Below are 20,921 nucleotides of genomic sequence, written 5' to 3'. Positions count from 1 at the left end.
GATTCCCGCACCCCGCCATGTGCTAGGTTTTACCCCATGAGCCTTGCCGCCAACTGCATCCCCGACGATGCCGATCCGCGCTACCCCATCGGCCAATTCGAAAAGCCTGCCAACATCACCGAAGACGATCGCATCGGCGCCATCTCCACCCTGGCGGATCTGCCGGAGCAACTGCGCAACGCCGTCGCCGGCCTGGGCGCGGCACAGCTCGCCACGTCCTACCGCGAGGGCGGCTGGACCGTCCGGCAGCTCGTCCACCACATCGCCGATAGCCACATGAATGCCTTCATCCGCCTGCGCCTCGGCCTGACCGAGGACTGGCCGACGGTCAAACCCTACGACGAGGGCGCCTGGGCCACGCTGCACGACTCCATCGCGCCCATCGAGTGGTCGCTTGAGTTGATCGAATCCCTGCACGCCCGCTGGGTCATGTTGCTGCAGTCCCTGACCGAAGAGCAGTGGATACGCGGCTTCAAACATCCGGTCCACGGCCCCCAGACGCTGGCGGATCAGACGTTGTACTACGGCTGGCACGCGCGCCATCACCTTGCGCACATCACCCACCTGCGGGCAAGGGAAGAGTGGTAGCGAAGTCCCAGCCTGAGCAGACCCCGGCGCAACTGGCCTCGGCACTCGAGGACTATCTCGCCGAGTACCCGCGCGCCGTCGTGCTCGAACACGGTAAGGCGCTCTTCGACCTCGGCGAGGCGAAGTACACGCTCTCGACCGAGCACGGCCGCTGCACCCTGCATCTGTGGGGCGAGACCGGCAACCTCGTCCGCCGCATCGTCGCCGTGGAGCTGCGCAACAAGGTGCTCAAGCTCAGCACCCTGCGCTTCGGCCAGACGAAGCCGCAGATTCTGGAGATCGCGGGAGACAAAGACCGCAGAACCCCGACCACCCGCGACGCCACTCGAACGCGCTATGTCAAGGTGCTGGAGCGAGCCCTGGCCCGCACCCTGCCAGAGTGGACTCCCGACGGATTTCGCACCGCCATGGACCTCGAAAAGAGCTTCGGCCCCGCGTACGCGCGCGGAATGCTGGTGCGCGGCGTGCAGAATTGGGCTGTCATCGGCGTCAACGCGGAGGAGACTCCCGCGACCATCGACGGCATCCTGACGCTCGGCATCCTGTGGCTCGAACACTGCCGCTCGAATACGAAACGCCTCGTGCAGGGGCTGAAGCTGGTCGTCCCGCCCGGCATGGGCGCGCTCACGCTGGCGCGCATGGCCTGGCTCAACGGCGACGCCGCACAGTGGGAGCTGTGGGAGCTGACGGAACGAGACGAGGAGTTGATGCCCAGGGACACGGCCGACCAGGGCAATCTTGCCAGCCGTCTCATCCACGCGCCGAACGTCGCCGCCGCCCGGGAGCGCTTCGCCGAATCCGCCGCGCAGGTCATGGCGCTGGTTCCGCCGGAAAAGCGTCATCTTGTGGAGCATAGAGTTCGCAGCGGGACCGAGATGGCCTTCCTCCTGCACGGTCTGGAGTTTGCCCGCGCCCGCCTCGGCACGAGCGCCGAGAGCTTCAACCGGATGCAGGAGCTCACCTTCGGCGCCGGCGCGAACGAGACCCCGCTGACGCCCGCAAACGAGCAGGACCTGCGCGCGATGATCGCCCGGCTCTTCGAACGCCGCTCCGCGACCGGCAACAAGAAGGATCCGCTCTACCGCATGCAGTCCGAACGCTGGCTCGAAGGCGCGCTCCGGCAGGACATCCGCCTGATCGATCCGAAGCTCGATCCTGCCCATGTGTACACCCAGGTGCCGGCGATCGCCGCGTCCGACCGCGGCATGCTGGACCTGCTCTCGGTTCACGAGGACGGCCGGCTCGCCGTGATCGAGATCAAGGCGGACGAAGACCTGCACCTCGCGCTGCAGGGGCTGGATTACTGGGTGCGCGTTCGCTGGCACCACACGCAGAACCCGGACTACCAGACCGGCCTGGGCGAGTTCCAGCGGCACGGCTACTTCGGCGGCATCCGCCTGTCGGTGGAGGCGCCGCGCCTGTATCTCGTGGCTCCCGCGCTGCGCGTCCATCCCGCGACCGAGGTCGTCCTGCGCTATCTCTCGAAGCGTGTCGACTGGACGCTGGTCGCGGTGGACGAACGCTGGCGAGCGCAGGTGAAGACGGTGTGGCGGAAGCGGAGTACGGACCTGAGGTGACTATGTACGATTGGGACGAAGCCAATATCCGGCATATTGCGGAGCACGAGATCACGCCGGAGGAGGCGGAGCAGGCGCTGGAAAATGATCCCGTGGATGCCGGCGTGCAGGATTGTGAGGGGGAACAGAGATACGTCGAAGTCGGAATGACTCACTCCGGGAGAATGCTCGTCGTGATCACAACATTGCGGGGAGAACTCACGCGGGTGCTCACTGCATATCGCGCAACACCCTTATTTCGGGCTTTTTATTTCAGGGAAAGAGGAGCAAACTATGGGCATGACTGAGTTGCAAATGCCGAAGTTCCAAAGCGAAAAAGAAGAAGCGGAGTGGTGGGATGCCAACCCAAACTTTGCCTTGCAGGTTTTGGAACGGGCGAAAGGCGAAGGAACGCTGGGGCACGGAACAGTCTCACGGCGTGCTGCGGCGCTCGATGCTGCAAAACAGGCTTCCATCGCGCTGGACCCCGTCGATATCGCCATGGCGGCGCGGCAGTCTGAACGCAAGGGGCTCGACCGGCAGACCTATCTGAAGGCGCTTCTCCATGAAGCATTGCTGCGGGAAGAGGAATCGCAGGACCAATCCTCGGCCGCTTAGGGGGATTACCTTTTGCTGGCGAGCAGCCCCAGCTGCCTCATCCTGAGCGTAGCCGAAGGACCTGCTTTTGTTCTTGCTGTTGCTTGTCTTCCGCCTCGGACCGGAGCATGAACAGGCAACGACAAAAAGCCTGAAGCAGGTCCTTCACTTCGTTCAGGATGACAAGCATTGCGGGCTGCTGCTTGAGACCTGAAGGTAGTCCGCTTAGACCCGCCGCTTGGCATCCCTGCGTCGGATGTGATTCACTTCCGGCATGGCCATTCGTCCGACACGCCGCACCTTCCTTCGCGCCGCGCCCCTCGCCGCCGCCAGCCTCACCTTTACCGACCAGCTTCTTTATGCCGCAGACGGCCAGGCGCCTGTCGCGACCGAGAAGGTTCAGCTCTTTCCCGGCACCCTGCTTGCCGAGAAGTTCAAAGCCCTGCAGGCCAAGCCCGGTAACGACAACATCTCCACGCCCGCAACCCTGCCCTTCACCATCGTCCTGACCGTCGAGGAGAAGAAGAGCGCCAAGGAGTTCGAGTGGCACGAGGGCCGCGACCACATCTTCCAGGTCGTCGAAGGCGAGACTCGTTACGAGATCGGCGGCACGCCCAAGGGCGCACACAGCTCCAAACCCGGCGAGTGGAACGCGCCGGAGTCGGTCGGCAGCACGACCATGATCCTCAAGAAGGGCGACATGCTCGTCATTCCGCGCAACACCCTGCACAAGCGCAGCACCGAGGGCAGCGTCACCTTCACCCTCATCTCGACATCCGGTAAGGTCTAGCCCCGGAAGGGATAGCTGCTGCCCACCAGCTCCGGCTCATCGAGCGGGACGCCAATCTGAGCGACGAGGTTGCGGCGCTGTTCGAAGAACGCTTCGACAGCGTCCAGCACCGCGTCGCCGTTCTTCGAGTCGAAGATCTGCCGACGCAGCGCGGCTCCGCCCGGAATCCCGTGCGTGAACCAGCTTGCGAACTGCTTCATCTTGCCGATCGTCTCGCGCAGGCTGGACTCGCGGTTGCGCTGCAGCTTGATCTGCTCGGGAGTCAGCTCTTCGCCCGGTGTGCCCAGCACGATCGGATGCTCGGCCAACTCGTGCAGCAGCATCTCGAAGTACGCGCGGATCATCCGGTAGCGATCCTGGTCGGTCGGCTTGTCGTAGGTCCCGGTGGCCGTGTACTGCGCGATCTGGCGAAAGATCCACGGATTCGCAGGCGCCGCGCGGCCGATCATCACCGCGTCGCAGCGTGTCGCATGGACCATGGCGGCGGCGTCTTCCGGCGTCAGAATGTCGCCATTGCCGATCACCGGAATCTTCACGGCGTCTTTGACGGCGGCGATGTACTCCCACCGCGCCTGGCCGGAGTAGCCGTCCTCGCGGGTGCGCGCATGCAGCGCCACGGCGTTCAGGCCGCAGTCCTCGGCCAGCTTCGCCAGCTCCACGCAGACGATGTTTTTGTCGTTCCAGCCCATGCGAAACTTGACCGTGAAGGGAATCGACACCGCCGCGCGCACGCGCTTGAAGATCACCTCGATCAGCGGGAGATCGCGCAGCAGGCCGCTGCCGCCATTGCAGGCGACGACGCGCTTGGCCGGGCAGCCCAGGTTCAGGTCGACGATGTCGAAGCCCGCGTCCTGGCAGATGCGCGCCGAATCGGCCAGCGTCTCCGGATTGCTGCCGAAGATCTGCGCCGAGATCGGGTGCTCGTCGTCGTAGTAGGTCAGGTAACGCTTGCGCTTGACCTCGCGCATGCGGCTGAGCCCATCGGCCGAGGTGAACTCGGTCATGATCAGCCCGCATCCGGATTGCTGATTGGTCTGCGTCGCCTCGACGTTCGAATCGGTGGACTCCGGCGTGAACTTGCTCGCGTTCTTGATAAACCGGCGGAAGACCGTGTCGGTGACGCCGGCCATCGGCGCCAGCACCGTCGCGGGCGCAATGTGAACGTTGCCGATGGTCAGGGTCGCAGGCACGCGCGCCTGCTCGGGCATGGTGTGGATGGCCGGGTTGTCCCAGTGTTTCTGCATAGGTTCTTCATAAAGTGTAAAGGCCTCCGCGTTGTCGGCGGAGGCCTTTACGGGTTACGGCTTCAGTTACTTGGTTTCCTTGGCGGCTGCGGCCTTGGCTGCATCCGACGCGGCGAACTTGCGGCGGAAGCGGTCCACGCGGCCGGCGGTGTCGATCAGCTTGGTCTTGCCGGTGAAGAACGGGTGGCAGGCGGCGCAGATTTCGAGCAGGATGTCGCCCTTGTGGGTGGAACGCGTCTGGAAGGTGTTGCCACAGGCGCACTTGACTGCGATTTCGCTGTAAGCGGGGTGGATTCCGGTCTTCGGCATGATCTAAATCCTTCTACTGAATCTCAAAGTTTGGCTGTCCGGCTTGCGGTTCGCTTGCAAACGGAGTGTTCACGTCACATCGAAGGGCCTGTCGCGCTGCCGGTAGGCGCTTTCCTCAGTGTACCTTTGATTCGCACAGCGGGCAATTGGATTCATCGGCGATACTGTTAGAAGCCATGACGGAAGATTGCGAATTTTGCGGTAACAGCGGCCAGCGGTTGATCGAACGCGAGGACGGCACGCGCTTCGTGCGCGACTGCGTCTGCCGTGTGCAGCGTCGCGCGGCCAGAATGCTCAACCAGGCGAAGATTCCTCGCCGCTACGAGCACTGCTCGCTCGACGAGTTCGACGTGCGCTTTCACGGCGCCACCCGCTCCATCGGGTCGGCGCATATGCGCGCGCGGAAGTTTGTCGATGGCTATCCCATTGAAACGGCAGGCACAGGCATCATCCTGACCGGATCGATCGGCGTCGGCAAGACGCATCTCGCCGTCGGAATTTTGCAGGCTCTGGTGACCGAACGCGGCGCCACGGGTCTCTTCTGCGACTACCGGGAACTGCTCAAGCAGGTGCAGAACAGCTACAACCAGCGCGTGCAGGCGACCGAACTCGAGATCCTCAAGCCCGTCTTCGAGGCCGAGGTGCTCGTCCTCGACGAGCTTGGAGCGTCCAAGCCGACCGACTGGGTCTGGGACACGGTCGCGCACATCCTCAACACCCGTTACAACGACCGCCGGACCACCATCATCACGACCAACTACGCGAACCACCCGCCGCTCGGAACCGAGCTTGCGCCCAGCGGCAACTACGCCCGTCCCGCCGTCCGCGAGGAGACCCTCGGCGACCGCATCGGCGAGCGCATGCGCAGCCGGCTGCAGGAGATGTGCGTCGTCGTCGAGATGCACGGCGAGGACTTTCGCCAGAAGGTGAAGCGCGCCAGCTTCGCCTGACGGTATAAAGACAGAAGCAGATTCCCTCCGGGAATGACAATTAACAGGAGTCACTGACTACCGATGAGCGAACCGAAGCTGTTCAGCAAGCGCGTGCCGGAGCGCGAAGAGTCGTCGAAGGCGCCCTGGCTGATCGCCGGGCTGGTCGTCCTGCTTGCCATCGGCGGGCTGCTGCTGGCGGGCCGCCACAAAGATAGCGGCCCCGTAAACGCCGTGCGTCCGCTCGACCCCTACGCCGCGAGTCTTGCCATCTCGAAGGTGGCGATGAGCGAATCGACCAATCTTTCCGGCGGCAAGCTCACCTTTATCGACGGAGTCGTAAAAAATACCGGCGCCAAGACCGTGACCGGCGCGACCGTGCAGGTGCTCTTTGCCAATGACGAGAACCTGCCGCCCGAGGTCGAGACCGTCCAGCTTCTGCTCATCCGCTCGCACGAGCCCTATATCGATACCCAGACGCTCGCCGCCACGCCGCTGAAGCCGGGCGACGAGCGCGAGTTCCGCCTCATCTTCGAAGGGATCGGCGCGAACTGGAACCAGCAGCTTCCCGAGATCCACGTCACCCACGTCGAATAGCCGCCGCCGCGGCTGCCCCATGTCTCGACTCTGAGACATGGGGCTTTTCATTTAACGCGTCGCCTACCGCGTAAAGAAGGATGACAAACAATCGCGAGGAATGACAAACGTTTTTGATGGATGCGCGCCCTTATAGGGAATTTTTTTCCCTATGCCTGGCAGGAACGGAGAGGAACACCTGGAACCTTCCCTGTGGATCAGCTTGTGGAAATTGATGCAAGTTGTTTATTTTGTGTTGTTTGTTTGGACGATCTCACTTTGGCCCCCAAGCTGCTTTATCTCTTCCCGTAAGCGCAGCCGCAGTCTGGCTACGCTGGCCCTGACTATCCAAAGCCTGGGCGGGAGGAAAATCAGAATGACGAACACACGGAACTTTCTCGGTCTTTCGGTTCTTTTGATTGGGAGTGCATTGGGAACGTCGGTTGCACAGGTCGCTCCGTCCAGTGCCCAAACCCCCGCAGCACAGAATACCGCCGACCCGGCACACGCTTCGATGAACCCGGACGACTCCGGCTCTTACGCGACCGGCAAGCCCCTCGAGATGCAGTCGAAGGAAGGCTTCTGGGGTCACATGAACCCCTTCGCGCGGAAGAAGTGGGTACATCGCCAGGTCGATCCCATCAAGGATCGCACCAATGAACTCGATCAGCTTCAGGCCAAGAACGCCAACGACATTCGCGATGTAGACTCGCGCGCCACCGCCGGCATCAACAAGGCGATGCTCGCGGCCAACACCGCCGATCAGCATGCGCAGGACGCCGGCAATCGCGCCGGCCAGGCGAACAATCTCGCCACGAACGCCAGCGATCGCACCACTTCGTTGAATGGTACCGTGCAGAATCTCGACCAGTATCAGCCGATTACGGCTGAGTCGGTCAAGTTCGTCCCTGGCCACACCACGCTCGGCACGAAGGCAAAGGCCGACCTCGACGATCTGGCGACGAAGCTCGAGGGCGAGAAGGGCTACATCGTAGAAGTACAGGGTTACAGCCGCGCTGGCGTTCCTGCCTCGCAGGCGATGGCGGACTCGGTTGTGCGGTATCTCGTGACCGCGCACCAGGTGCCGATCTACCGGATCTACAAGACCGGTCTCGGCGCAACGAAGCAGGTGGCGACCGCGGACGGCGAGAAGCCGTTGATCAACGGAGTCCGCGTAACGCTGCTGCATAACAGCCTGGCGACGATGGACACGCCGGCTGCTCCTCCCACGGCCAGCAACGTGGCCCCAACCACCGGTACGAGCGTACCGGCCACGAACTAGCACGGCGCAGGTGCGGTAAATCAGGGCGGCGACGCCCGGAGCGAAGCAGGCTCCCACCTCGCCGCCCGCAAGTTTGCGAGACGCTGCCCTCGGTAACGAGCAGCTCCGCTCCAAAGCTCTCCTAACCAGAGAGAACCAAGGCAGATTGGCCCCCTCACGCGAGGGGGCCGTTTTTTTTCTTTTCCCGAAGGGATTCTGCCGCTGCTCTCATCGCGGCGAAACGGCCGCATGCACTGCCAGCAACTGCTCCAGCACGCCCTTCAAATTGTCCAGATGCAGCGCATTCGCGCCGTCGGACTTCGCCTGCGCGGGATTGTCGTGGACCTCCAGAAAGACGCCATCCACCCCGGCTGCGACCGCCGCCCGGGCGAGCACGGGAATGAACTGCGGCTGACCGCCGGAGACGCCATCGCCGGCGGAGGGAGTCTGCACCGAGTGCGTGCCGTCGAAGACCACCGGCGCGTACTCCCGCATGATCGGCAGCGAACGCATGTCGACGACCAGATTGTTGTAGCCAAAGCTGGCTCCGCGTTCGCACAGGCTGACGCGCTGATTGCCGGAGTCGCGAACCTTCTGCACGGCGTGCTTCATGTCCGAAGGCGCGACGAACTGGCCTTTCTTGATGTTGATCGCGCGTCCGGTCTCGGCGGCGGCGATCAGCAGATCGGTCTGGCGGCAGAGAAAGGCGGGAATCTGCAGAAACAACTCCGCCTCTCCCAGCGCATCGGAGACGCGCGGGCAGTCCTCCGGCGTATGCACGTCAGTCAGGACCGGCAAGCCAGTGTCCTTCGCGATAGCGGCGAGAATGCGGCAGCCCTCGACCAGCCCCGGCCCGCGATAGCTCCGGATGCTGGTGCGGTTGGCCTTGTCGTAGCTGGCCTTGAAGATGTAGGGAACGCCGAGATCGGAGGTGATCCGGTGAATCGCGGCGGCCATCGTACGCGCATGGGTCTCGGACTCTAGCACGCAGGGTCCGCCGATCAGAAAGAGCTTGCCCCGGCCAACGGCGACCGGGCCGACTTCGAAAGATTGGGTCATCCTGATTATTTGAACACGGCGCGCATCCAGCGGCTATGTCACAATATCCGTGGGTGATGCCAATGGGAACTGTGCGGGCACATATCGTCATGCCGGAAGAACTTGCGGAGCAGATTGATTCTCTGGTCGGCAAGCGTGGGCGTAGCGCGTTCCTGGTAGAGACGGCGCGCGCGGAGGTGCGCCGTAGACGTCTTCTTGAATTTTTGCAAAGCGATGTGCCGGTGATGCGCGATGAAGATCATCCCGAGCTTGCAGCTCTCGGAACGGATGAATGGGTGCGGAAGATGCGCGCCGGTTGGGAGCCGCGTCGCCAGAGTGTGCTTGAGGCCCTGGAGTCGGACGAGTGAGATTGCTCCTTGACAGCACCGTTCTGATCGACCTTTTGCGAAATCGACGAGGTCGTAGGCAGTTGCTAAGCAAGCTTGTTCTTGAGCGTAATGAGTTGATGACGAGCGTCATCAACGTTGCGGAAGTATATGGTGGGCTCTGGCCAGCGGAGGAAACCATGGCAGAGACGCTCTTCGCGGATCTGAACGTATCCGACCTGACTCCTGGTATAGCAGTGCGCGCGGGCCGGCTGCAGTACGCATGGGCACGCAAGGGGCGAACGCTGGGTCTCCCCGACATGATCGTAGCCGCCACGGCCCTTGAATACGACCTGACTCTCATGACCGACAATCGCAAGGACTTTCCCATGCCGGAGTTGAAGTTTTTCGACCTGCCCTGAGGGTCAGGCCTTCAGCGCCTTACCGATGTGCCCCAGCACGAGCGTCATGAACGACATCGCCCGCCGGCTGTCCTCGCTGGTAGCGCGTTTCGCGATCTGCCACAGGCTGGGTGGCTTTTGCTCCGCCTTATGCTCCGCGGCGGCGCTTTCGACCGCGCGGGTGAGGTGTTCGAGCGTCTCCGGATCGAGCTGGGTCAGCAGCTTGACCGCGTTCAGCAGATTGCGGATCGCGGCTATGCCCTCCGGCTGCTTCGCATAGAAGGCGATCTTCTCGGCGATGAAGTCTTTTTTGCCGACCATGCCGTTTACGAGGTCGAGCAGGCCCTGGTCATGCGCCGACTGCAGCAGGTCGTATGCGACCAGCAATGCCTCGGCGTGCTCCGTGGGCGCGGCGTTCAGGCGGCGGTTCAGCTCGTGCTTCGGGTCGACCGGCGCGGGTTTGAAGGGAATCGGATTCGCCATGAAAACTCCTAAATCGTAATCGACTTGATCTGAACCAGCTTATCCGCCGGCTTGGTTCCCGGCAGATGGTACTCCGGCTTCGCCCACTTGCGTTCGATCTCCAGCCCCATCTGCGGCGTGCGCGTGCCGTGGCGGAAGTTCTTGCGCAGAATCGGGTTATCGCCCTTCTCCGGCAGCAGCGTCATGGAGACAGCCGTCTCTTTGAAAGCCGGCGTATGGGTCGACCGGTCGGTGTGCGAGCTGGTCAGCTTGTTCACCGGCTCTTCCACCGAGTTCAGCGTCATGTAGAGCTGCTTGCCCTGCACCCGGTCCGAGACCACCACCTGCACCTTCACCCGCCCGAAGGGGCTGGTCAGTTGCACAAAGCGGCCGCTCTGGATGTTGCGCTCGGCGGCCAGCTCCGGCGAGACCTCGACGAAGCTGTTGGGCGTGATCTCCCGGATGCCCGGCGTCCGGGAGGTCATGCTGCCCTGTTCGAAGTGTTCGAGCAGGCGCCCGTTGTTCAGGTGCAGATCGTAGACGCCGTTGCCCGTCTCCTCGGACGGCGGCATGTATTCGATCACGCTGAACTTCGCCTTGCCGTCGGGGAAGGGGAACTTCTCCGTAAAGAGCAGCGGCGAGTCCGTACCGTCTGCATGGACGGGCCACTGCAGCGACTTGTAACCCTCCAGCCGCTCGTAGTTCACGCCGGCGAAGAGGGGAGTGAGCCGAGCGACCTCGTCCATCACGTCGCTCGGATGCTTGTACTTCCAGTTGCCGCCCATGCGGTTGGCGATCAACTGGATGATCTCCCAGTCGGGCTTCGACTCGCCCAGCGGCTCCATTGCTTTGTTGATGCGCTGGATGCGGCGCTCCGTGCTGGTGAAGGTTCCGTCCTTTTCGAGTGACGCCGCCGCCGGCAGAACGAGATCGGCGTATGCGCAGGTCTCGGAGAAGTTAATGTCCTGCACGATCAGGAACTCGAGCTGGCTCAGCGCGCTGCCGACGAAGTTCGCGTTCGAGTCCGACGTGATCGTGTCCTCGCCTTTGATGTACAAAGACTTCAGCGAGCCTTCGAGGATCGCGTCGATCATCTGGTGGTTGTCCTTGCCGGTCGTGGTCGGCAGCGCGACGCCCCAGTCGGCTTCGAACTTTGCGCGGATCGTCTCGTCGTCCACCTTCTGGTAGCCGCTGTAGACGTTCGGCATGGAGCCGAAGTCGCTGCAGCCCTGCACGTTGTTGTGCCCGCGCAGCGGATAGGCGCCCGCGCCGGGACGCATGTAGTTGCCCGTCACCAGCAGCAGGTTGGACAAAGCCGTAGCCGTCTCCGAGCCGCCGCAGTGCTGTGTCACGCCCATCGCAAACAGGATGCAGACGCCATCGGCGGCGGCGATCTCATTCGCCAGGGTGATGAGCGTCGCGGCCGGAATGCCGGTGACCTGCTCGGCGTACTCCAGCGTGTAGGGCTTCAGCGATGCATGGAAGGTCTCGAAGTTGTTCACCCACTTTTCGATGAACGCCATATTGGCCAGATTGTGGTCGAGGATGTACTTCGCCAGCGCCGTCAGGTAGACCGCGTCGGTCGAAGGGTTGGGCCGGATGAACATATCCGCCCGCTCGGCCATCTCATGCTTGCGGATGTCGGCGACGATCAGCCGCTGCCCGCGGAACTTGTGGCTGCGCTTGATGCGCGTGCAGAGCACCGGGTGGTTCTCGGCCGGGTTCGCGCCGATGATGAAGACCAGTCCCGCCGTCTCGATGTCCGCGATCGAACCCGAGTCGCCGCCATAGCCCACCGTACGCTGCAGCCCAGCCGTCGCCGGATTCTGGCAGTAGCGCGCGCAGTTGTCGACGTTGTTGGTGCCGATCACCGCCCGCGCCAGCTTCTGCATCAGGTAGCTCTCCTCGTTCGTCGTCTTCGAGGAAGAGATGAAGGCCAGCGCATCCGGCCCGTGCTTGGCCTTGATCGAGGTGAACTTCTCCTGAATCACATCGAGCGCCTTCTCCCACGAGACGGGAACAAAGGTGTCGCCCTGACGCAGCAGCGGCGTGGTCAGGCGGTCGTCCGCGTTGATGTGTCCCCACGCAAACTTGCCCTTGATGCAGGTGGAGATGCCGTTCGCCGGGCCGTGTCCCGGTTCGATCTTCAGAATGTGCCGGTCGCGCGTCCACACGTCGAAGCTGCAGCCGACCGCGCAGTAGGTGCAGACGGTCTTCGTCCGCTTCACGCGCTCGTTGCGCATCTCGGCCTCCATCTCGGAGAGCGAGAGGATCGGCCCATAGCCGATCGGCGGCTCGATGCCCTTGACCACCTCGATCATGTCGTCGAGCACCTTGCCGGGCAGGTTCGTCAGGTAGCCCGCATGGCCCAGCATGGTCTTCTCCATCAGTGCGTTGCACGGGCAGACGGTGACGCAGTGGCCGCAGCTCACGCAGCTCGAACCTTCGATCTTTTCGCCGCCATCCCACAGCACGCGCGGGTGCGCGGAGTCCCAGTCGATGGTCAGGGTCTCGTTCACCTGCACGTTCTGGCACGCCTCCACGCAGCGCCCGCACAGGATGCACTGCTGCGGGTCGTAGCGGTAGAAAGGGTTCGACATGTCCTTTTCGTACGGCTTCGGCGTGTACTCGCGCGCCTGGTGCTTGATGTCCAGATCGGCGACCGCATTGTGGATCGTACAGTTCTGGTTGTTGTTATCGCAGACCGTGCAGTAGAGCATGTGATTCTGCAGGATGCGGTCGAAGGCCTCGCGCTGCGCGACATCCACCTGCTCGCCCTCGGTCTCGACCGCCATGCCCGCGCTCACCGGCGTCGCGCAGGAGCGAACGAGTTTGCCGTCGACCTTCACCATGCAGGTGTCGCACGATTGGATCGGCCCCATGGCCGGCAGAAAGCAGACCTGCGGTACGTGCCTGGCCTTCATCGCGTCGGCGTGCCGGTTCAACGCGGCGACGAGATATTCGCCCAGGTGAGCGTGGACTGCGTGGCCGTTCACGGTGATCGTCGTGTTCGGCGTGGTGTCGAGCGGCGTGTTCAGCAGAGATTTTGTGACAACCATATCGCGTCAGATGCTCCCGGACCTATCTTGAGGTGTACACCCGCAGCGGCGCCCGCGTCTACGCGTTGCAACTCGTATTTGCAGAACATTCAGCCGTGGATCAAAAAAGTCGAAGGTTTTGAAAACGAGGCGCCGCGATTGCCTGCTCCGCCGCCCGCAGACCGGATCGCAGCGCGGCGTGGACGGTCCCCCAGTGCGCCGTGGTGTCGGTGTGCTCGCCCGCGAAGAAGAGCGTGCCTTCGACCGGCTGAGCCAGCGTCTCGGGCGCCGAGGGCGCATCGAGCGCCCCGACCGGCAGCCAGGTATAGGCGCCCAGCGCGTACGGGTCCGCCTGCCAGTCGTGCCGGTGGACGCCGAGCAGTTCCGCACGCAGCAACGCCATGGGCAGCGACCAGGCCTCGGCCAGAATCGTGCAGGCCCGGGCGCCCAACTCGTCGTCGGCCAGCTCCAGCAGCGGCAGCGCACGCGGACCGCCGACCCAGCCGGTGATGGTCGCGCTCTCGCCCGGATGCGCCGTCCACCAGACGCCGGGCCTGGACTCCGGTGTCAGCAGAAAGCTCAGGTGCTCGAACTCCGGTTTGCTCCGCCAGAAGGCGGTGCGGAAGACCAGCGTGAACCGGCAGACCGGTCCTTCGCGCAGCCTGCCCAGCGCGGTTGAGAGCCCCGCAGGCTGCGGCTGGAAGGCGACGCCGCCCGCCTGCAACACCGCCAGCGGTAGCGCAACGATGCACTGCGCCGCGCGGAAATGCCCGGCGGAGGTCCGGACCTCGACCCTGCCCGGCTGCCAGTCGATCGACGCCGCAGCGGTGTTCAGACGAATCTCGCCGCCAGAGGCCCGTATCCGTTCGGCCAGAAACGCCGGCAGCAGGTCGTAGCCGCCTTCGATATGCCACAGCCGGTCGCCTTCGATCTCGTCCTCGGCCCGCTGCTGCGCGCCCAACGCGACCGACGAGGCCTGGGTCGCATCCGCCGCATTGAAGCCCTCGACGTAGCCCAGCGCCGCGCCCCGCAGCTCCGGCGCCACGCCCGACGACTCCAGGTAATCGGCGAACGAGAGATCCGGCCCGGCATAGTCCTTCAGCGCCTCGACCGGCGCGAACATCGGGTCGTCCTCCTGCTCTTCTTCGGCCCCGTCTTCATCGACACAGACCTCACCGCCGGAGAACACCACCCGGTCGCCGGTGCGCTCGACCGTCGTCAGCCCAGCCTCGGCGACCAGCGCCCATAGCTCCGCCGGCCGGCCGTGGATGAACTCCGCGCCCAACTCGACCGTCTCGCTGCCCGCGCGCCGCGTGAAGATGCGGCCCCCGACGCGGTCGCGTGCCTCGACCACCAGAACCCGCCGGCCGGTCTCAGCCAAAGACCGCGCGGCGGACAGCCCCGCCATTCCCGCACCCAGAACCACCACGTCGTAGAGCATCGCCTCAGCCATAAGTCTCAGGATAGATGCGGCGCAGCCGCCCGCGTCCAGCTAAGATCGTGTCAGGAGTCTCCGTGCTGGCAGCCGTCTTTCTGATGATTGTGTTCGCGATCGTCTTCGCATCTGCGGAGGCGGCCTATCAGGTTGTGCGTCTGGCGCGGAGGCCGCCGCGCTGGCGTGCGCTGGTCGTACTCGCCGGGGCAACGCTCTGCCTCTCGGGCGTCATCCACTTTCTGCACAGCCTGCTGTAGCCGGGGCGCCTACCGGGCTCGATACCGCTCGATCGCCTCTTTCGGCCCGGCGCTGTACCACGCATAGCCGTTTCTGCGTTCGAGCGACAGCTCATCCACCGTGTCGTGGATGGTCTTGTCGCGGTCGCCGAAGACCGGTTGTTGCGTCTCCAGACTGTAGTACCGCGCCCAGAGCGGCCCCGCGCCGGGCGATGCGACGAGTCGCCGTCCGTCGGGCGTATCGCGTCCGCCGGTCCAGCTCATATTCCGGATGGCATGCGCTTCGAGCCACGCGACGCCCGCACGGATGGCTGCCTCTGTCGCCGGCGTCTTCACGGGCTGCGCCATCAGGTAGAGCAGCAGGTCGGCGCTTTCGCCGGTCGCCAGCGCCGCCGGTTCGTAGTTCCGCGCGGTCGTGGGCGCCAGCGTCAGGGCGTCGGCCTGCTGGGGCCAGATCGTGAGCTTGCCGCCAAGCACGATCTGCGCCTTCAGGATGCAGTCGAGCGCGCGCCCGGCGGCTGTCGCGGCCCGTTGGCGCACCTGAGCAGGGACGAAGGCGTAGTCGCCCTTGCCTGCCGCCGCCGCGCTCAGCAGCTCGGCGGACTCAGTCACGGCATTGTCGTTGAAGGTGATCGCGTCGTGATACCCGCCCTCCAGCGGCCACACCTGCGGCCAGCCGCCGTTCGGAAACTGCGCCTGCAGCAGATAGTCCACGCCCTTCAGGAACGCCGTGCGATACGCCGCGCCGACCGGTCCGGGATTGGCGCCGGCGACCCGCGCCAGATAGCGCAGCTCGGTGTTGGTCGCGTCGTTGTCGAGCGTGCCCATGTAGTTCCACTGCGGATCGCGCGGCGTGTCGAAGTCGTCCGGGCTGGGATGGCGGTTCAGATTGTCCGGCGCCCAGCTCTGGCCGCGCAGACGCGACGGGCCGGCCATGTTCAGATTCTTCGACCAGCCGCCGTTCGGAATCTGGAAGCTGACGATGGTGTCGGCGATCCGCCGCGCCTCCGCGCTCTGGTAGAAGCCCGCATCGCGCCCCAGCGGTATGCTGTGCGCCGAGCCGGACTCCTGTGGGAGCGGCGGAATCTCCTGCAGCCCCACGCGCTCAGCGGCCAGCGCGGCCCGGTCGGTCTGCTCCTGCCGGCGAGAGCGTTCGAGGTAAACCGCCCAGGCTGGCTGCTGCGCGGCAGGCAGTTGCGCGATGCGCGCGGCGGTGATCGACTCCGCGGGTTTGCTCATGCCGATCACGGCGGCGTGGAGCGGGGCGGTCAGGACGAGGAGCAGGGCCAGAACTTGCATGGCGGCACTGTACCTGATTGGTAGGACCAGCGGGAAGTGCTGACTGCAAGTGTCTTGGCTTCAATCCCTGGAAAGGTAGGTATCTTCCCGTATCGGCGCGGTACTCGTCGACGGCGCCCAGGCTAAGTTGGTGGTCCAAACCTTTCAAGCACCAGCGTCAGCGCCTCCGCCGTCGTGTGGATCGTCCCTTCGAGCTGCGCATCCTCCGCCTGTTCGAGCATGGCCTTGAACCGCGGCCCAGGCCGGTAGCCCGCCGCGATCAGCTCGCGTCCGGTCAGCAGCAGCGCGGGACGCACCTGCTCCGGCTCCATCCGTTCATAGTGCTGCTTTGCGAAGTAGTACTTGCTCAGATCACCGTGGGCGCTGCTGGCGTCCGCGCGGTGCAGCGCCAGGTGCTCCTCGAAGCGGGGCAGGCGCAGGAAGCGCTTCAGCGTCGAGAGCTTCATCCGCTGCACATCGCCGAAGCGCATATGGTGCTCCACCAGCGCGAGAATCTGCGTGGCGTCTTCGTTCGAGAAGCGCAGCCGGTTCAGCAGGTGCGCGGCGATGCGGACGCCCACCTCCGGGTGCCCGTTGAAGCGGATGCGGTCGCCGGGCAGATGCTGAAACGTCGCCGGCTTGCCGATGTCGTGCAGCAGCATCCCCCAGGCAAGCGTGGGCGAGGCGCCCGCCGGCAGGTGGTCGAGCAGCATCAGCGTGTGCGTCCAGACATCGCCCTCGGGATGGTACTCGGGCGGCTGCTCGACGCCGAGCATCTTCTCGACCTCCGGCAGGACTTCGTGCAGCAGGCCGGTCTCGCGCAGCAGACGCATGGCGCGCGCGGCGTGACCCTGCGTCAGCATGCGGGTCAGCTCGTCGCGGACGCGTTCGTTCGAGACCTGCGCGATCTCGGGAGCGTACGACCGCATCGCGGAGGCGGTCTTTTCTTCGAGCGAGAACTCCAGCCGCGCGGCGAAGCGGATGGCGCGCAGCATGCGCAGCTTGTCCTCGGCGAAGCGCAGCGCCGGGTCGCCGATGGCGCGAATAGTCTTCGCGGCGAGGTCGGCCCGGCCGCCGACGTAATCCAGCACCTCGCCCGAGAACGGGTCGAGCAACATGCCGTTGATGGTGAAGTCGCGGCGGAGCACGTCTTCGCGCGGATCGGTCGAAAAGCGCACGGCGTCCGGCCGTCGGCCGTCGGAGTAGGCGCCATCGTGCCGGAAGGTCGCGACCTCGGTTGTGATGTCGTCGTGAAGTACGAGTATGACGCCGAAGTGGGCGCCGACCTGCTGCGTGCGGGGGAAGAGTTGGACGATGCGATCCGGCGTGGCGGAGGTGGCGACGTCGTAATCCTTTGGCGAGCCGCTGTTCTTGAGATCGTTGCCAAGCAGCAGGTCGCGGACGCATCCGCCGGCAAGATAGGCCTGGCAGCCGTCGTCGCGCAGGGTGCGGACGATGTGGAGCGCGGCATGAGCGGCTGGAGAGGGAGGCAGCATACCTCCCGATTCTAGCCGTAAGCCGCCGGGCAGCTAGAAGACGAAGACCGCGAGCGCCGCCAGCGCGAGCGGGGCCAGCACGGCTGCAACGGCCAGGCCGGTCTGGCGAAGCCGCACGCCGGGAACCACCGTTTCGGGCGCTGGCGGCGCCTGCTTGTGAAACTCCACGGTGCGGATGAACAACTGGACCTGAACGGAGCCGGTTGATCGTTTGAGCGGCAAGGCATGTTGTCCGGATGGCAAGGTAATATCCTCTTCCAAGGTGATTTGTTTCAGATGTGCAGTGAGCCGTATTTCCTGACACATCCAAGGTATGGTTACCCGGCGCATCGTAGTAATAACCCAAAGGTGTCATGCGGGTGAACTTTCCTGTTTCGGAACCGCGCTGAACCCCTTTCTTTAGAATGGGATTTGTGAAAAATAACGGTTTGATCCTGGGCATCGAAAGCAGTTGCGACGAGACTGCCGCGGCGGTGGTGCGCGCGGGCGGCGAAGCCCTTTCGAACGTCGTCGCCTCGCAGATCGTGCTGCACCAGGACTACGGCGGCGTGGTGCCGGAGTTGGCGGCGCGCGAGCATCTGCGCAATGTCGTGCCGGTGGTGCGCGCGGCGATGGAGCAGTCCGGCGTCCGGTTTTCGGATCTGGACGCGGTGGCGGTGACGGAAGGACCAGGTCTGGCGGGCGCGCTGCAGGTCGGCATCCTGTACGCGAAGGCGCTGGCCTTCGGGCTGGGCAAGCCGCTGATCGCGGTCAATCATCTGGAGGGGCACATTCATGCGGTGGTGATGGAGGCTCGGCAGCGTGGAGATTCTGCCATGGAGCTACCGCTGCTGGCGCTGGTGGTCTCGGGCGGCCATACGCATCTTTATCTGGCTTCGGAGTCTGGACAGACGACATGGCAGTACAGAAATGTGGGGCGTACGGTGGACGACGCCGCGGGCGAGGCCTACGACAAGGTCGCGAAGCTGCTCGGACTTGGGTATCCCGGCGGGCCGTGGCTCGACGGGCTCGCGCCGTTTGGCGATCCGAAGGCGGTGCCGTTTCAGTTCCACGCTATCCAGCGTCGAGAAGACGATCGCAGGGATGCCGATGCTGGGGCGCGCTTCGACTTCTCTTTCAGCGGCATCAAGTCCGCCGTGCTGCGCTACGTGAAGTCCGAGGGGATGCAGGAGGCGGCGGTCGCCCGCGCCAACGCGATCGCCGCCCATCCCGGCTTGAAACCCGCCGATGCCGCGTCCTTCTGCGATCCGAAGGCGCTTGGGCTGATCGCGTCGTTTCAGTCGGCGGTTGTTGGGGTGTTGATGAAACAGACCTTCGCGGCGGCCGAGGCCTTCGGCGCGCGGGGCGTGCTGGTCTCGGGCGGCGTGGCGGCCAACCGCGAGCTGCGTCGGCGCTTCCTGGCCGAGGGCGCGCGGCGCGGTCTGCCGGTGGCGTTCCCGTCCATGGCGCTGTCGACCGACAATGCAGCGATGATCGCGGCGGCGGCATGGCCGAAGTTCCTGGCCGGGGAGTTCGCGAGCGAGGGGATGAGCGCCGCGCCGCAGTTGCGGCTGGGGTGATCTGGAAGTTTGAGGTACGGATTCGAAAGAGGCAGCATGTCGGACAACTACATCATTTTTGTTCCCGAAGACCCGCGATTCGTGCCCTCGGCCGATCGGATCGCCGATGGGCTTTCTGTTGCTGCAAGATTGTTCCCAAAGGCAGATGCGATAAAGGCCGACTTGCCGGGGGGAATCGAATGCTTCGACGCGGGTGGGAACTTCGAATCGACCACTTGCCCGGGGTGTGGGAAGAAGCTGCCAGATGCGTGGTGGGCGACGGCAGCCGACGCGGATCAAGAGGAATCCGGGTTTCGGCTCGGCGTCTTTCGGACTCCCTGCTGCGCCAGTGATGTCACCCTCAATGACCTCCGGTACGAGTGGCCACAGCGGTTTGGCATGTTCGGGCTGGAGATACAGAATCCAAACGTGGGGCTGCTGGCAGCCGGCGATGTCGTTGCGCTGGAGTCTGCGGTCGGAACGTTTCTGCGAGTCGTTTACCGGCATTTGTGAGGAAAGGAGGTTTTCAGATGGAGATGACGGCCGATCAGTTCGAGACGGAGCTGTTGAAGCTCCTGCCGGAAGCCACGTATACGATCCAGCGGAAGGAGACTCCCCGTGGGCAGATGCTGTGCGTCACGCCCGCCCATCCGCGAGCGGCGGAGATCACTCTTTGGAGCGATGACGGCTATCCGATGGACATCATCTTTGGGGACTGCTTCCAGATCGAACTCGATCGCGGGTGTCCCGACGATCTGTTGCAGCTCGCAGAGGCCGTGATTGCCGGTCAGATGGTCGACTATATCTGGACATTCTTGTGGGACCGGCTTTATTCAAAGTCCGTCATCAAGGATCGTTGGACGATGAGGAACGGCCTGCCGCTGCCTTATCCCTTCTGGCTCAAGAGCACGCACCACTATGAGCCTTATGCGGCTGTCACGCCTGACCGCTAACGCCCGAAGCTATAGGTGAGTTTGACGATCTGGCTATCGATGCCGGGATTATTCTGGCCCCGGTAGGCGTTCGACAGGTGGTGGATCCGGTAGTCGACGGCCCAGGAGCGGTGATGGTTCTCGAAGAATTCAAAGCCCGCGCCGAACTCGAAGGTGAAGTTGAAGCTCTCTGAGTTGTACGAGGGAATATCGCGGGTGGCGGCCATGAAGCCCGCGTTGCCAAGGATGAATGGCTGTAGCCGGTGGCGCGGTGCGAAGTTCAGCCGCTGGCCGAGCGGGCTGACGCCGCCAGCGTAGGTCCAGCGGGTTTCGCAGACCGTGGTCACGGTGTAGGCGGGGTTGCCGGAGATTGGGCCGATGGGCGGCACGGCGGCGACACTGACCGTGCTGGAGGTGCAGGCGTGCTCGATGGGACCGTCATAGTCCGATGGCCCGTAGAAGGTGACAGACGGCGCGGCAACGACGGTGATGCGGGCGGTAGGCTCTTCCAACAGGGTGAGCGGGCGGACATCCAGGTCGTAGTGCCAGTCCACATAGCGACTGTGCAGCAGGCGGCGGGAGTATGTTCCGCCCAGCGCGATCAGCCTGCGATTGCCGCTCACGCCGAGGATGATGTGGCTGGAGGTGTTGGAGTATTCGGCGAAGCTGGAGAGCGAGTCGCGGAAGGAGTAACTCTCGGTATCCGGCATCTTTGAACTCTGTGCGTGCAGCGTGCTGGCGGCGAGCAGGGCGGCCAGCAGGGGGGCTGCGGAAGGCTTTGTCATGGTCATTCCACAATACGACAAGCGCCGGCAACCCGGCCAGACGAGTTGTTCGGCTAGAATCGTACAGACATCTTCAACCGGGCAGCAGGCTGGACCCTTAAGGCGG

General features: G+C 64.2%; 24 protein-coding genes. 14 read left to right on the top strand and 10 right to left on the bottom strand.

From position 1 onward, the window contains the following. Positions 1–36: 36 nt before the first annotated feature. From CHB87_RS12625 to CHB87_RS12605, 5 genes are all read left to right on the top strand, one after another. Complete coding sequence (locus CHB87_RS12625; protein WP_089408812.1) at positions 37–588, top strand: YfiT family bacillithiol transferase; 552 nt, start codon at positions 37–39, stop codon at positions 586–588. Continuing rightward, positions 582–2,165, top strand: coding sequence for a hypothetical protein (locus tag CHB87_RS12620; protein ID WP_089408811.1), 1,584 nt, complete (start codon positions 582–584; stop codon positions 2,163–2,165). Before CHB87_RS12625 ends, CHB87_RS12620 begins: the two co-directional genes overlap by 7 nt. Before the next feature lie 2 nt (positions 2,166–2,167). Further along, complete coding sequence (locus CHB87_RS12615) at positions 2,168–2,452, top strand: BrnT family toxin (protein WP_089408810.1); 285 nt, start codon at positions 2,168–2,170, stop codon at positions 2,450–2,452. Beyond that, on the top strand, positions 2,445–2,762 hold the full coding sequence (locus tag CHB87_RS12610; protein WP_142988331.1) for a hypothetical protein: 318 nt from the start codon (positions 2,445–2,447) through the stop codon (positions 2,760–2,762). Before CHB87_RS12615 ends, CHB87_RS12610 begins: the two co-directional genes overlap by 8 nt. A gap of 253 nt (positions 2,763–3,015) precedes the next feature. After that, positions 3,016–3,531 (top strand): cupin domain-containing protein, encoded by a 516-nt coding sequence (locus CHB87_RS12605; RefSeq protein ID WP_089408808.1) that lies wholly within the window; start codon positions 3,016–3,018, stop codon positions 3,529–3,531. Here the strand turns inward: CHB87_RS12605 and dusB are convergent. After that, complete coding sequence (gene dusB, locus CHB87_RS12600) at positions 3,528–4,775, bottom strand: tRNA dihydrouridine synthase DusB (protein ID WP_089408807.1); 1,248 nt, start codon at positions 4,773–4,775, stop codon at positions 3,528–3,530. The genes CHB87_RS12605 and dusB overlap by 4 nt on opposite strands. A 66-nt stretch (positions 4,776–4,841) precedes the next feature. Next, entirely contained in the window at positions 4,842–5,084 is a 243-nt protein-coding gene (gene rpmE, locus CHB87_RS12595) for a 50S ribosomal protein L31 (RefSeq protein ID WP_089408806.1), read from the bottom strand. Between the two features lie 176 nt (positions 5,085–5,260). Here rpmE and CHB87_RS12590 point away from each other — a divergent pair, with 176 nt between their 5' ends. The 3 genes from CHB87_RS12590 (at position 5,261) to CHB87_RS12580 (ending at position 7,871) form a co-directional block, all read left to right on the top strand. Further along, on the top strand, positions 5,261–6,034 hold the full coding sequence (locus CHB87_RS12590) for an ATP-binding protein (protein WP_089408805.1): 774 nt from the start codon (positions 5,261–5,263) through the stop codon (positions 6,032–6,034). A gap of 63 nt (positions 6,035–6,097) precedes the next feature. Further along, positions 6,098–6,610, top strand: a complete 513-nt coding sequence (locus tag CHB87_RS12585) for a DUF2393 family protein (RefSeq protein ID WP_089408804.1) — start codon at positions 6,098–6,100, stop codon at positions 6,608–6,610. A 355-nt stretch (positions 6,611–6,965) separates the two neighbouring features. Next, positions 6,966–7,871: an OmpA family protein gene (locus tag CHB87_RS12580; protein WP_089408803.1), complete on the top strand. Its 906-nt coding sequence runs from the start codon at positions 6,966–6,968 to the stop codon at positions 7,869–7,871. 207 nt (positions 7,872–8,078) lie between these two features. Here the strand turns inward: CHB87_RS12580 and kdsA are convergent, their stop codons facing one another. Continuing rightward, positions 8,079–8,909, bottom strand: coding sequence for a 3-deoxy-8-phosphooctulonate synthase (gene kdsA / locus CHB87_RS12575; RefSeq protein WP_089408802.1), 831 nt, complete (start codon positions 8,907–8,909; stop codon positions 8,079–8,081). A gap of 62 nt (positions 8,910–8,971) precedes the next feature. Here kdsA and CHB87_RS12570 point away from each other — a divergent pair, with 62 nt between their 5' ends. Further along, positions 8,972–9,256: a hypothetical protein gene (locus CHB87_RS12570; protein WP_089409079.1), complete on the top strand. Its 285-nt coding sequence runs from the start codon at positions 8,972–8,974 to the stop codon at positions 9,254–9,256. After that, the gene (locus tag CHB87_RS12565) at positions 9,253–9,636 is read left to right on the top strand and encodes a type II toxin-antitoxin system VapC family toxin (RefSeq protein ID WP_089408801.1); all 384 of its coding nucleotides are present in this window, start codon (positions 9,253–9,255) and stop codon (positions 9,634–9,636) included. Before CHB87_RS12570 ends, CHB87_RS12565 begins: the two co-directional genes overlap by 4 nt. A 3-nt stretch (positions 9,637–9,639) precedes the next feature. On the opposite strand, the gene CHB87_RS12560 is transcribed toward CHB87_RS12565, so the two are convergent. The 3 genes from CHB87_RS12560 to CHB87_RS12550 all read right to left on the bottom strand — a co-directional run bounded on the left by CHB87_RS12560 (position 9,640) and on the right by CHB87_RS12550 (position 14,568). After that, complete coding sequence (locus tag CHB87_RS12560) at positions 9,640–10,098, bottom strand: helical membrane plugin domain-containing protein (protein WP_089408800.1); 459 nt, start codon at positions 10,096–10,098, stop codon at positions 9,640–9,642. Positions 10,099–10,106: 8 nt separating this feature from the next. Then, a complete protein-coding gene (gene fdhF / locus CHB87_RS12555; protein WP_089408799.1) occupies positions 10,107–13,136 on the bottom strand; it encodes a formate dehydrogenase subunit alpha in 3,030 nt (1,009 codons plus the stop codon). Positions 13,137–13,236: 100 nt separating this feature from the next. Next, the gene (locus CHB87_RS12550; protein WP_089408798.1) at positions 13,237–14,568 is read right to left on the bottom strand and encodes a flavin monoamine oxidase family protein; all 1,332 of its coding nucleotides are present in this window, start codon (positions 14,566–14,568) and stop codon (positions 13,237–13,239) included. A gap of 62 nt (positions 14,569–14,630) precedes the next feature. Between CHB87_RS12550 and CHB87_RS22290 the strand changes: the two genes are divergently transcribed. Next, positions 14,631–14,807: a hypothetical protein gene (locus CHB87_RS22290; RefSeq protein WP_176441727.1), complete on the top strand. Its 177-nt coding sequence runs from the start codon at positions 14,631–14,633 to the stop codon at positions 14,805–14,807. A 9-nt stretch (positions 14,808–14,816) separates the two neighbouring features. Here CHB87_RS22290 and pelA read toward each other — a convergent pair whose 3' ends face one another. The 3 genes from pelA to CHB87_RS12535 form a co-directional block, all read right to left on the bottom strand. Beyond that, positions 14,817–16,085 (bottom strand): pectate lyase, encoded by a 1,269-nt coding sequence (gene pelA, locus CHB87_RS12545; RefSeq protein WP_089408797.1) that lies wholly within the window; start codon positions 16,083–16,085, stop codon positions 14,817–14,819. A 122-nt stretch (positions 16,086–16,207) separates the two neighbouring features. Beyond that, a complete protein-coding gene (locus tag CHB87_RS12540) occupies positions 16,208–17,560 on the bottom strand; it encodes a CCA tRNA nucleotidyltransferase (RefSeq protein WP_089408796.1) in 1,353 nt (450 codons plus the stop codon). A 33-nt stretch (positions 17,561–17,593) separates the two neighbouring features. After that, on the bottom strand, positions 17,594–17,803 hold the full coding sequence (locus CHB87_RS12535) for a hypothetical protein (RefSeq protein WP_142988330.1): 210 nt from the start codon (positions 17,801–17,803) through the stop codon (positions 17,594–17,596). Positions 17,804–17,973: 170 nt separating this feature from the next. On the opposite strand from CHB87_RS12535, the gene tsaD reads away from it, so the two are divergent. The 3 genes from tsaD to CHB87_RS12520 are packed head-to-tail and all read left to right on the top strand — an operon-like array spanning position 17,974 to position 20,051. Further along, on the top strand, positions 17,974–19,119 hold the full coding sequence (tsaD, locus tag CHB87_RS12530; protein ID WP_245817970.1) for a tRNA (adenosine(37)-N6)-threonylcarbamoyltransferase complex transferase subunit TsaD: 1,146 nt from the start codon (positions 17,974–17,976) through the stop codon (positions 19,117–19,119). A 36-nt stretch (positions 19,120–19,155) separates the two neighbouring features. Beyond that, a complete protein-coding gene (locus tag CHB87_RS12525; protein ID WP_089408793.1) occupies positions 19,156–19,611 on the top strand; it encodes a hypothetical protein in 456 nt (151 codons plus the stop codon). A 17-nt stretch (positions 19,612–19,628) separates the two neighbouring features. Further along, positions 19,629–20,051 carry a hypothetical protein gene (locus tag CHB87_RS12520; RefSeq protein ID WP_089408792.1) on the top strand — a complete coding sequence of 141 codons (423 nt, stop codon included), beginning with the start codon at positions 19,629–19,631 and terminating at the stop codon, positions 20,049–20,051. Here CHB87_RS12520 and CHB87_RS12515 read toward each other — a convergent pair. Then, positions 20,048–20,815: an acyloxyacyl hydrolase gene (locus CHB87_RS12515; RefSeq protein ID WP_176441726.1), complete on the bottom strand. Its 768-nt coding sequence runs from the start codon at positions 20,813–20,815 to the stop codon at positions 20,048–20,050. The two genes, CHB87_RS12520 and CHB87_RS12515, sit on opposite strands and share 4 nt — an antisense overlap. Positions 20,816–20,921 lie beyond the last annotated feature (106 nt).

This window comes from Granulicella rosea (assembly GCF_900188085.1).
Classification (GTDB): Bacteria; Acidobacteriota; Terriglobia; order Terriglobales; family Acidobacteriaceae; genus Edaphobacter; species Edaphobacter rosea.
The sequence above is the reverse complement of the archived record's forward strand: the minus strand, read 5'-3'. Positions and strand labels throughout refer to the sequence as shown.